Origin of the sequence: Metabacillus dongyingensis (genome assembly GCF_019933155.2) — a bacterium.
Lineage (GTDB): Bacteria > Bacillota > Bacilli > Bacillales > Bacillaceae > Bacillus_P > Bacillus_P dongyingensis.
The window spans coordinates 1722110-1734227 of the sequence record NZ_CP082944.1; the positions used below are offsets into that span (position 1 = coordinate 1722110).

Here is a 12118-nt window from a genome sequence, read left to right on the forward strand (position 1 = left end):
TTCGATAAAGGGGACTGTTAGAAGTGAGCTCGATCAACTTAATGAAAAAAACCGCAGGAATCGTACTTGAAAAAAAGAAACTTACCGGAGTTGTCGCACGGGTAGGACTAGTACTTGATATCTCAGGATCTATGAGAAGCCTCTATAAAAATGGAACTGTTCAAAAAGTGGTAGAACGCATCCTGGCTGTGGCCAGTCAGTTCGATGATGACGGCATGCTGGATGTGTGGGTATACGATAATGAGTTTTCAAGACTGCCTTCTGTGACAGAAAGAGATTTTGAAAACTACGTCAACCTGCAGATTTTAAACAGTGACACTATACATAAATTCGGCCGCAACGATGAACCGCCTGTCATGTACGACGTCATGAACAAATATTTAAAAGAAGATCCAAGTAAAGATCCAGCTTTTATAGTGTTTATTAACGACGGAGGCTGCAAGCGAACGATCAAAAAGCCGGTAGTATCATCTTCTGACAAACCGATATTCTGGCAATTTGTCGGTGTAGGAAATTCAAATTTCGATGTGCTGGAAAACCTGGATACAATGGAAGGCAGATTTATTGATAACGCCAATTTCTTTCATGTTCAGGACATCGATGCGATAACAGATGAGCAGCTGTACGATCGCTTGCTGAACGAATTTCCGGATTGGATTAGAGAAGCGAAAGAGAAGAGAGTATTATTGGAGGAAATACAGTCTGGGACGTGAATCCCAGGCTGTTTTTTTATGTTGCCTGAGGGGCAGATGGAGGAAAGCAAGATTGGGTCTCGAACAGTGAAACCTAAATTTCAGCTAATTTCAATTCAATTAAATGTAAAAATAAATCTATTTGACTGCTAATATCAGCTATTAATTGGGGATGAGTGTAAAAATCCTTATTGTTATCCATGATTTCTGTTTGTTATTTTGTCGTAATGCCTGATTGTGAAACCTGTAAACTCTGTTTTTATTCACGAATTCAAATCATTTCTTCTTGCTGTTTAGTCATAAAAGCGCTATCATTAGCGTATAATCTGAAACATAATTTCAAGAAAATAAAGATTAAATTGAAATTATGTTTAAGATATAATATACTGAAAATTGAGAATCTTTATTATTAGGAGGCATCACCCGTTTATGGAAAAACAACTGCGTTCATTAACGACAGAATTGAGAAATGAACAAACTATGAATATTGACAGCGCAAATACACTCGAAATTCTTTCAATGATGAACAACGAAGATTTGAAAGTGGCGATTGCTGTGCAGGAGGTTTTGCCTGAAATTAGGGCAGCTGTTGAATGTGCATATGAATCGTTAAAGAAGGGAGGAAGATTGATTTACATCGGTGCAGGGACGAGCGGAAGACTTGGAGTCCTTGATGCGGTGGAGTGCCCGCCGACGTTCAGCACTTCACCTGATACAGTTATCGGCTTGATTGCAGGCGGAGAGAAAGCATTCGTCCGTGCTGTCGAAGGAGCAGAAGATAAAGAAGAATTCGGTGTAGCTGATTTGAAGGCTATTGATCTGTCCGATGATGATACTGTAGTTGGAATTGCTGCAAGCGGCCGGACACCTTATGTGATCGGAGCCCTTCGTTATGCTAAAGAGACAGGTGCAAAAGCAATCGCGCTCTCTTGCAATAAGGATGCTAAAATTTCTGAAGCTGCCGATATTGGCATTGAGGTTGTCGTAGGTCCTGAAGTGGTCACCGGATCAACCAGGATGAAAGCGGCAACGGCTCATAAAATGGTGCTCAACATGATTTCAACAGCAGCGATGATTAAGATCGGCAAAGTCTACGAAAATCTAATGGTCGATGTGAATGTCAGCAACCACAAGCTGAAGGAGAGAGCGATCAGCATCATCCAAACGGTGACGGACGCTGGATATGACCTTGCAAAAGAAACACTTGAAAAAGCAGAGCTTAAAGTCAAACCAGCGATTGTCATGATTAAAGCAAACACCTCAGTAGAAGAAGCAATAAATCTATTAAATCGTGCGGATGGGGATGTACGAAAAGCCATCTCACTCCATACATCATAAGGAGCGGGCACTATGGCAACAGGCGGATTATCAATCATTCAAACCATGCTTAACAAGCTGCCGCAGTCAGAGCAAAAACTTGCAGATTACATTCTGCAGCATCCGCATGAAGTAGTGAACAGCACAGTAAGTGAATTAAGCACGTCTGCGGAGACAAGCGGGGCAGCAGTCGTCAGGCTCTGCAAATCACTTGGCTTAAAAGGGTTCCAGGATCTGAAAATGAGAATTGCCGGTGATCTGATGAAATCTGTTGAACAGGGATACCGTGATATTGAACCTTCCGAATCCCTTTACAGAGTGGTTGAAAAAACAACCGGCAACACGATTCAGATTATCCGTGATACAGCGGAAATTATCGATCATGAAAATTTGAAGAAAGCTATCGGCATGCTGCTGAAAGCTAAAAACGTTCATTTTTGCGGGGTAGGCGCTTCAAATATTGTGGCGCAGGATGCTCAGCAAAAACTGATCCGCATAAATAAAGGAGCAACGGCTTTTACAGACATGCATCTGGTTGCAACCCTGATTGCCAATGCAGATCCGGAAGATGTCCTGTTCGCCATCTCTTTTTCTGGCGAGACACAGGAAATCATCAACGTGCTGAAGCTTGCAAAAGAGCGCGGCGTCAAAACGATCGGGCTTACTCACTTTGGGCAGACGACCGTATCGTCCCTGTGCGATGTTTCGCTTCACACTTCTTTTTCTAATGAAGCGCCGTTCAGGAGCGCAGCGACTTCATCCAGGCTGGCACAGCTTTATATGATCGACATTTTGTTTCTCGGAATGGCTACAGAGCAGTACGATGAGACCGTTCAATATATAGATAATACTAGAGCGGCCATCAAATCAATGACAGAAAAATATAAATAGGCACTTTTAAAGGGGGCTTTAAGATGGCAAAGGGGAATAACAGAAACTTATTGATTGCAGAAAAACTATTGGAGCATCTTGGCGGAGCGGCTAACATTGCGACCACCACGCATTGCATGACAAGACTTCGTGTCGCGCCGCAGGACCGTTCAAAGGTCAACATGGAAGCCATCAAGAAAACAGAAGGGGTTCTGGGTGTTGTAGAAGAAGAAACGATCCAAATCATCCTTGGACCGGGTGCTGTAAATAAAGTTTCAGCAGAGTTTGAAAAACTGCTTGCAGCTGCTGATGATTTTGACCTGAAAGATGCAGCTTCCAAAAACAAATCAGAGATTGATAAAAAGAATGCAAAACCCTTTAAACTCTTTTTGAGAAGAATCGCAAGCATCTTCATTCCGCTGATTCCTGCCCTTGTAGCTTCAGGTTTGATTACAGGGATTACAAAAGCGATTGTTCAGGCAGGCTGGCTTGCAGCAGATTCACAATTAGCTATTATTCTAACCGTTATCGGATCTGGGCTGTTTGCTTACCTTGGTATTTTAGTAGGAACGAACGCAGCTAAAGAATTTGGCGGTTCCCCAGCGCTTGGAGCACTGGCCGGAATTCTCGTCATCAACCCTGCTGTAGGCGACATTGCTTTATTTGGTGAAAACCTGCTTCCTGGACGCGGAGGGTTAATAGGGGTTTTATTCGCAGCCATCTTCATCGCTTTAGTTGAAAAACAAGTAAGAAAATTTGTGCCGCAATCCCTTGACATCATCATTACACCTACTATTGCATTATTAATCACTGGTATCGTCACTTACATTGTATTCATGCCAGTCGGCGGATTTGTATCTGATACGATTACAAAAGGCTTACTCAATGTGCTGGATCTTGGCGGAGTTGTTGCCGGATTTGTTCTTGGCGCAACGTTCCTTCCGTTAGTTGTAACCGGACTTCATCAAGGGTTAACACCAGTGCACCTTGAGCTGATTAACTCTATTGGTGATGATCCATTGCTTCCAATCCTTGCTATGGGCGGAGCGGGTCAAGTCGGCGCAGCATTTGCCATCTACTTTAAAACGAAAAAGAAAAGCTTAAAACGTGCAATCGGCGGCGGGCTTCCTTCAGGAATGCTCGGAATCGGCGAACCGTTAATCTTTGGTGTGACCCTTCCGCTTGGCCGTCCGTTTTTAACAGCATGTTTAGGCGCAGGTGTAGGGGGAGCATTCCAGGCTCATTTTGATATCGCAACAATCGCAGTTGGCGTATCAGGCCTTCCGCTTACATTCTTAGTTCACACGAATCAAATTATTCTTTACCTTGCTGGTCTATTAATCTCTTATGCAGCTGGATTTATTTTCACTTACCTATTCGGCTTTAAAGATGAAATGGCAGCTGAATTCAAGTGATAGGCATTTCATTTTATCTACAGGATCCAAATGCAGAAAAACAAATTGTTCATGCAGCAAAATCAGGAGTGAAGCGGGCGTTTACCTCGCTTCACATCCCTGAAGAAAAAGGCAGTCTCGTTCAGAGGATGTCTGAGCTTCTAAAGCTAGCAGAGAGCCATAATATGGAGATTCATGCAGATGTTTCTTTAAAGACGCTAGATCACCTTGAAATCAGCAGATTCGAGGATTTATCATCGTATGGAATTAAAGGAATCCGGCTTGATGACGGGTTTAACTATGAAACAATCAAATCTTTATCAGACGTGTTTTCTCTCTCTCTTAATGCAAGCACGCTAACCGAAAAGGAGCTTCTGACTGTCCTTGGCAGCGGAATAAAATCAGACCGTCTCATTGCCTGGCACAATTTTTATCCAAGGCGTGAAACGGGGCTTGACGAAGTATTTTTTCATAAGCAAAATCAGATGTTCAAAAAATACGGCATCCCAATTGCGGCATTTATTCCGGGTACAGAAACAAAACGCGGACCGCTTTTTGACGGCCTGCCTACACTTGAAAAGCACAGGGGCATAAACCCTTATGCAGCCGGCGTAGAAATGCTGCAGCAAGTGGATGAAGTATTCATAGGGGATCCGGGCACAGAAGATGAGCTGCTCGAAAATCTTTCCATCTACGAAAATCAGAATATTCTTATAATGAATGTTATTTCCAGTACTTTTAAAAGCGGAACGTATCAATTTCGACCTGATGCTTCAAGAGATGTATTCCGCCTTCAGGGTACACGCAGAACTTCAGAGGTAGTGCCCGAGAATACCATCGGACGTCAAATAGGTATGATTACGATGGATAATGACGGCTACGGGCGTTACAAGGGTGAAATTCAAATTTGCCGGCGGGATTTGGAGGCAGACGAACGGGTGAATGTCATTGGACACGTTTCTTCAGAGGATTTGCCGCTGCTTGATCTGGCAATGCCAGGTCAAAAAGTGAAACTGGTTGTTTCATAAGGTATTAAAATACGATTTCAAAGGGGAAACATAATGAAAAAATGGACAAGCTGTGCACTAACTTCTGTTCTGGCCATCTCATTACTTGCACCTTCTGCTTCTTTTGCAGAGCCAAATGAAAAAGCGTCGCCTCAAGCACATGTTCAGTATCCTGTATTAACAAAGGCAAAAAAGCCGGAGGAAGTCGGATTTTCCTCTGAGAAGCTTGAAAAAGTCGATCAGCTGATTGAAAAAGAAGTAGCTGCAGGGTTTCCGGGAGCGGCACTGATTGTCATAAAAGACGGGAAAATTGTGAAAAATGAGAGCTATGGCTATAAACAGAAATTTGACGGACATACACCGCTTAAGAAGTTTTTGAAAATGGAAAACGACACCCTGTTTGATCTTGCGTCCAATACGAAAATGTATGCGGCAAATTTTGCCCTTCAGAAGCTTGCGAGTGAGGGAAAGCTTGATATACATGCAAGAGTTCAGGAGTACATACCTGAATTTAAAGACTCAGAAGCAGATGTGATTAAAGGGAAAGATACGATGCGGATCATTGATGTGCTTCACCACACTGCCGGTTTCAAACCAGACCCGCAGTACCACAATCCTAATGTGTCGAAAGAGCTTTATTCCCAGGAACGAGAAAAAACGATTGAAAACATCAATAAAACTCCGCTTACATATGAGCCTGGGACACAAAATGTCTACAGTGACGTTGACTATATGCTGCTTGGAACCATTGTGGAAAAAATTACAGGCCAAAAGCTTGATGAATATGTAGAAAACGAATTGTACAAGCCGCTTAATTTAAAAGATACGGTGTTTAATCCGCTGCAAAAAGGCTTCAAGCCTAAGGAGATTGCGGCTACTGAGCTATTAGGCAACACGCGTGACGGTGTGATTAATTTCCCGAACATCCGCACTTATACGCTTCAAGGGGAAGTGCATGATGAAAAAGCGTTCTATTCAATGGAGGGTGTTTCCGGTCATGCAGGCTTATTCTCTACAACCAGTGATCTCGCTGTTCTTCTGCAGGTGATGCTGAACGGCGGCGGCTACGGAAATGAAAAATTGTTTGATGAAGAAACGATTGAAGAATTCGTTGCCCCATCTGAAAAGAATGCGACTTATGGTCTCGGCTGGAGATTAAACGGCAATGACAGCATGGACTGGATGTTCAGCAAATATGCAAGCAACAGTGCTTACGGACATACAGGATGGACAGGTACTGTGACAATTATTGACCCTGAACAGGATTTGGGAATCGTCCTGCTCACGAATAAAAAGCATTCGCCGCTCGTGAATCCTGCTGCTAACTCCAATCAATTTTTCGGAGATCTTTTCACAACAGGAAGTTATGGAAGTGTTGTAACAGCTGTTTACGAAGCTTTAGAATCTAATTAATAAAAAGGGGATGGGAACATGTTTAAAAAGAAATGGGCAGCAGCCGCTTTGGCTGCAGTGCTTTCAGTTTCCGCTTTAGCCGGCATCAAACCTGCTGAAGCGTCAGCTGAAGCAGATGTAAAAGCCATTGTTGAAGGTATGACGGTTGAAGAAAAAGTGGGTCAAATGCTTATGCCGGATTTCCGCAACTGGCAAAAACAAGGGGAAAGTAAAGCTGCTGGCTTTACAGTTATGAATGATGAAGTAGGAAGCATCATTCAGAAATATCATTTAGGCGGCGTCATTCTATTTGCTGAAAACGTCGTGGGAACGGAGCAAACAGCCCGCTTGACAGATGGTCTGCAAAAAGCGAGCCCTGAACTTCCGCTTTTTATTACCATTGATCAAGAAGGCGGAATCGTAACACGCCTTCAAACCGGAACGAACCTGCCCGGCAATATGGCTCTCGGTGCAGCAAGAAGTGAAAAGTATGCCTATCAGACTGGCGAAATCATTGGAAAAGAATTATCGTCACTTGGCGTCAATGTAAACTTCGGTCCATCTGTAGATGTAAACAACAACCCTGGAAATCCTGTAATCGGAGTACGCTCATACAGCTCAAACCCTGAGCTTGTTTCTAAGCTAGGTATCCAAACCATTAAAGGACTCCAAAGCCAAAACATGGCTGCAACAACAAAGCATTTCCCGGGACATGGCGATACGGCTACTGACAGCCATTACGGTCTTCCGCTAGTTACACATGACAAGGAAAGATTGCGTTCTGTGGAACTTGTGCCTTTCCAGAAAGCGATTGATGAAGGCGTGGATATGGTCATGACAGCCCACGTACAATTCCCTGCATTTGATGATACAACGTATATCAGCAAAAAAGACGGCCAGGAAATTTTGGTTCCAGCCACTCTTTCCAAAAAAGTGCTGACAGGCTTGCTCCGCGAGGAAATGGGCTTTGAAGGTGTCATCGTCACAGATGCGCTGAACATGAAAGCTATCGCTGACAACTTTGGCCAGGAAGAAGCCGTTGTTTTAGCTTTAAAATCAGGTGTGGATATTGCGTTAATGCCTGCACAGGTCAACTCGCTTGAAATGGAAAAGAATTTAGCCTCTGTATTTAACGCAGTAAAAGAGGCCATTGAAACAGGTGACCTTCCGATTGAACAGGTAAATGCTTCAGTTGAGAGAATCCTTGAACTTAAAGTCAAACGCGGTATTTTAACTCCTGATCACACGCCGATCGACGAAAAAGTTGAAAATGCTCTGAACGTTGTTGGAAATCAGGATCATTTGAATAAAGAAAAGAAAATGGCGGAGGATGCTGTAACTCTTTTGAAAAATGAAGACAAAACCCTTCCTTTCAAACCAAAGAAAAATGATAAAATCCTTGTGCTCGCTCCTTTTGCTGATCAAGTAGAAGCGATGACAAGAAGCATAAAAGAATTAAAGGGCAAGAAGAAAAATGTTGAAGTGACAGGCTATGCCTTCTCAAATAAATCATTTAATGATGAAGTAGCTGCGATGATTGATGAAGCGGACTATGTAATTACCGGCTCTTATGTTGTTAAAAATGATCCTGCTGTAAATGATGGCGTAATCGATGACAGTGTTCAGGACTCCAGTAAATGGGCAACGGCTTTCCCGAGAGCGGTTATGAAAGATGCAGAAGCCAAGAAAAAAGAATTTGTATTAATGAGTTTGCGCAACCCTTATGATGCAGCGAATTTTGAAGAAGCTAAAGCTGTGCTTGCGGTTTATGGATTTAAAGGCTATTCAAATGGAGCTTACAGACAGCCGAATATTCCGGCGGGCATTAAAACGATCTTTGGCGAATCAAAGCCAAAAGGTAAATTGCCTGTAGATATTCCATCCGTTACTCAACCAGATGAAATTCTTTATCCGTTTGGCCATGGACTCGATATTCGTTCAGGCAAGCAGCTTAAATAATCCGATTTGAAAGGGAGAGGTTTCATTGAAACGAATTCTTGTGCTGATAACGATTCTGATGCTTGCGCTAAGTGCTTTGCCTGCAGCAAAAGATGTTGCTGCCCATAAGGAAAAGAAAAAGAATAAAGTTACTCCTGGCGTTGAGGTCCTTTTAGATGATCAAAAAGAGCTCTTGAAAGGCAAAAAAGTCGGCTTAATTACGAATCCGACAGGCATTGACTCAAAACTGAACAGCATTGTGGACTTGCTGCACAATGATCCGGATATTGAACTGACAGCCTTATTCGGTCCGGAGCATGGGGTGCGCGGGGATGCTCAAGCTGGATCTTACGTCGAATTCTATATTGATGAAAAAACTGGCTTGCCTGTCTACAGCCTTTATGGACAGACAAAAAAACCAACACCTGAAATGCTTGAAAATGTTGAAGTCCTTCTTTTTGATATCCAGGATGTAGGAACCCGGCACTATACGTACATTTATACAATGGCTTATGCCATGGAAGCGGCAAAAGAGAATAACATTCCGATTGTCGTGCTTGACCGTCCGAATCCGCAAGGCGGACTTTCAGTTGACGGACCCGTTCTGGAGCCTGAGGCCGCATCTTTTATCGGGCTTTATCCAATTCCAACAAAGCATGGAATGACAATAGGCGAGCTTGCCAATTTCTTTAATGAAGAGTTTGAAATTGGAGCAGACCTGACAGTTGTCAAAATGAAAGGGTGGAAGCGCTCCATGGATTACGACGACACTGGACTTCCATTTGTCCTGCCGTCTCCTAACATGCCAACTGTTTCAACAACAATTGTTTACCCGGCAACTGGTCTGATTGAAGGAACAAACATGTCGGAAGGACGCGGAACAACCAAGCCGTTTGAACTAATCGGAGCACCATATATCAACAGCACAGACCTTGCAGCAGAACTGAACTCCCTCAGTCTTCCAGGCGTGAAATTCAGAGCTGCATCCTTTACACCGACATTCTCAAAACATGCCGGGAAACTTAGTCATGGCGTAGAGATTTATGTAACTGACCGCGAAGAATTTGATGCAATTCCAACAGGTCTTCACATCATCAAAACGATTCATGACATGTATCCAAATGACTTCCAATTTCTATCTAACAACTTCTTCGATAAATTGATCGGAAACGACTGGGTCAGACCAATGATCCTTGAAGGAGCATCCGTAGCTGAAATTATGAATGAATACCAGGTTGAGCAGGATGAATTTAAAAAGGTTCGAAAAGAGTATTTGATTTATAAGTAATAGGTTATCAAAGGATGAAATCATGCCGATTTCATCCTTTTTTTTATTTGAAAGCTGCCATCAGTTCCTGCAGTCAGCCGGCTCTGTTTAATAGCTGGAAATTCGGCAGAATGTACAAATAAATACAAGGATAGCGGATTACAAAGATCATCACTTGATAAGACAAAAAATTAAAAAATAGATTGTAACTTCTGTTTCATCTAGATAGAATTAATCAATAAATTGGTTTAGTAGAGATGAAGAACATTCAATCAAACACTGAACAACTGCGAAAGTTTATTGATTTTTTATAATATTTTGTGCATTTGTATCATTTATCCTCATTTAATCCTCGCCTATACTTAAAAAAAGAAGATAAAAGGAGGATTTATGAAACCGATAAATGAAAGCGTAATCACAAATGTTATCAATCAACCTAAAGTACGTGTAAAAAGACAGAAAAAGTGGGATGCGCCATTAACGGGCTACTTGTTTATATCACCTTGGCTTCTTGGACTTTTTTTGCTTACTCTCTATCCGATGCTTCAGTCGCTGTATTTTTCTTTTACAGATTATTCATTGCTCGAAGCCCCAAATTGGGTCGGAATAGAAAATTATCAGAAGATATTTTTAGAGGATAAACTTTTCTATAAATCGTTATCCATTACTCTATTTTTTGTCATTCTGTCAGTACCTCTCAAACTAATAACTGCACTTCTTATGGCCATGTTTTTAAACCAGAAGCTAAAAGGAATCTCTATTTATAGAACGCTTGTCTATTTGCCGTCTTTGATTGGTACAAGTGTAGCAGTAGCCATCCTTTGGAGCAATATCTTTGGTTCAGACGGTATTGTAAATGGAGCTCTTTCGTTATTCGGAATATCTGGGCGCAGCTGGATTGGCAGTCCTGATACTGCACTTGGTACATTAATTTTGCTGGTTGTTTGGCAATTTGGTTCTTCAATGGTTATTTTCCTGGCAGGATTAAAACAGATCTCACCTGAATTATATGAAGCTTCGGCTGTTGATGGAGCAACAAAAATCAGGCAGTTCTTCCTTATTACTCTTCCAATGCTTTCACCAGTCATTTTGTTTAATCTCGTGCTTCAAACCATCGGTTCATTTCAAATGTTTACACAGGCGTTTGTGATTACAAAAGGCGGTCCTATTCAATCTACCTATATGTTTGCCCTTTACTTATACGAAAGAGCCTTTGCAAGATTTGAAATGGGATATGCTTCAGCACTGGCCTGGATTCTTCTGGTTATTATTGGAATCGTCACTGCCCTTATTTTTATTTCCTCCCGCTATTGGGTATTTTACGAATCGGAGAAAGGATGAGATTGATGAAAAAGAAATGGGTTTCTCATATCACTCTTTTGCTTGTATGTCTTTTTATGATCTATCCGATCGTATGGTGGTTCGGTGCTGCCTTTAAATCAAATGAAGAAATTGATTCCATTCATTTCTTTCCGATAAACCCGACATTCTCAAATTTTATTGATGGCTGGTATGCCATCCCTGGGTTTACCTTCACTCAATTCTATTTGAATACATTTGAATTAATTGCAGGCGTATTATTTACTACATTAATTTCATGCAGTCTTGTTGCTTTTGCTTTTGCCCGTCTTGATTTTCCATTGAAGAAATTTTGGTTTTCAATTGTTTTGGTCACGTTAATGCTGCCGAGTCAGATTACGCTGGTTCCCCAATATGATATGTTTAACGCTTTCGGATGGGTCAATACATACTTGCCGTTCATCGTGCCCCATACGCTGGCCGGTGGAATAGGGGGATCCTTTTTCATCTTTTTACTGGTTCAGTTTATAAGGGGAATTCCAAAAGAATTGGATGAGGCTGCAAAAATAGACGGCTGCTCGTGGTTTGGCATTTATTTTAGAATCATATTGCCTCTCATGAAGCCGCCTCTAGTTACAGTTGCCATTTACTGCTTCTTATGGAATTGGGACGATTTTTTAGGACAGCTGATCTATATCAACTCGGTTGATAAATATACTGTCGGCCTGGCACTCAAAATGTTTGTTGACACCAATACATCCGTACCCTGGGGTCAGTTATTTGCAATGTCGCTTCTATCCGTTGTACCTGCAATCCTTATCTTCTTCTTTGCCCAGAGGCATATCGTAGACGGGGTAGCTACATCTGGTTTAAAAGGATGAAGTCATAGGATTAAAATGAGGCTGTTTAAACAGCCTTTTTGCCATTTTATCCATACATTAA

Annotated in this window: 10 protein-coding genes; all 10 read left to right on the forward strand. The window is 42.0% G+C overall.

Translation table 11 applies throughout. The features are described from left to right. Positions 1–23 precede the first annotated feature (23 nt). Complete coding sequence (locus tag K8L98_RS08495) at positions 24–713, forward strand: vWA domain-containing protein (protein WP_223441222.1); 690 nt, start codon at positions 24–26, stop codon at positions 711–713. Between the two features lie 408 nt (positions 714–1121). Next, a complete protein-coding gene (murQ, locus tag K8L98_RS08500) occupies positions 1122–2030 on the forward strand; it encodes an N-acetylmuramic acid 6-phosphate etherase (RefSeq protein WP_223441224.1) in 909 nt (302 codons plus the stop codon). Between the two features lie 12 nt (positions 2031–2042). Next, the gene (locus tag K8L98_RS08505; protein ID WP_223441228.1) at positions 2043–2900 is read left to right on the forward strand and encodes a MurR/RpiR family transcriptional regulator; all 858 of its coding nucleotides are present in this window, start codon (positions 2043–2045) and stop codon (positions 2898–2900) included. 23 nt (positions 2901–2923) lie between these two features. Continuing rightward, positions 2924–4294 (forward strand): PTS transporter subunit EIIC, encoded by a 1371-nt coding sequence (locus K8L98_RS08510; RefSeq protein WP_223441232.1) that lies wholly within the window; start codon positions 2924–2926, stop codon positions 4292–4294. Then, entirely contained in the window at positions 4291–5301 is a 1011-nt protein-coding gene (locus K8L98_RS08515; RefSeq protein ID WP_223441235.1) for a MupG family TIM beta-alpha barrel fold protein, read from the forward strand. The genes K8L98_RS08510 and K8L98_RS08515 overlap by 4 nt, the downstream gene beginning before the upstream one ends. Positions 5302–5334: 33 nt before the next feature. After that, positions 5335–6693, forward strand: coding sequence for a penicillin binding protein PBP4B (gene pbp4b / locus K8L98_RS08520; RefSeq protein ID WP_223441238.1), 1359 nt, complete (start codon positions 5335–5337; stop codon positions 6691–6693). 18 nt (positions 6694–6711) lie between these two features. Continuing rightward, on the forward strand, positions 6712–8631 hold the full coding sequence (locus K8L98_RS08525; protein WP_223441242.1) for a glycoside hydrolase family 3 protein: 1920 nt from the start codon (positions 6712–6714) through the stop codon (positions 8629–8631). A 58-nt stretch (positions 8632–8689) separates the two neighbouring features. After that, complete coding sequence (locus K8L98_RS08530) at positions 8690–9898, forward strand: exo-beta-N-acetylmuramidase NamZ family protein (RefSeq protein WP_338037035.1); 1209 nt, start codon at positions 8690–8692, stop codon at positions 9896–9898. Positions 9899–10267: 369 nt separating this feature from the next. Further along, positions 10268–11218, forward strand: a complete 951-nt coding sequence (locus K8L98_RS08535) for a carbohydrate ABC transporter permease (protein ID WP_223441245.1) — start codon at positions 10268–10270, stop codon at positions 11216–11218. Then, positions 11215–12057: a carbohydrate ABC transporter permease gene (locus K8L98_RS08540; RefSeq protein WP_420828837.1), complete on the forward strand. Its 843-nt coding sequence runs from the start codon at positions 11215–11217 to the stop codon at positions 12055–12057. The genes K8L98_RS08535 and K8L98_RS08540 overlap by 4 nt, the downstream gene beginning before the upstream one ends. Positions 12058–12118: the final 61 nt, after the last annotated feature.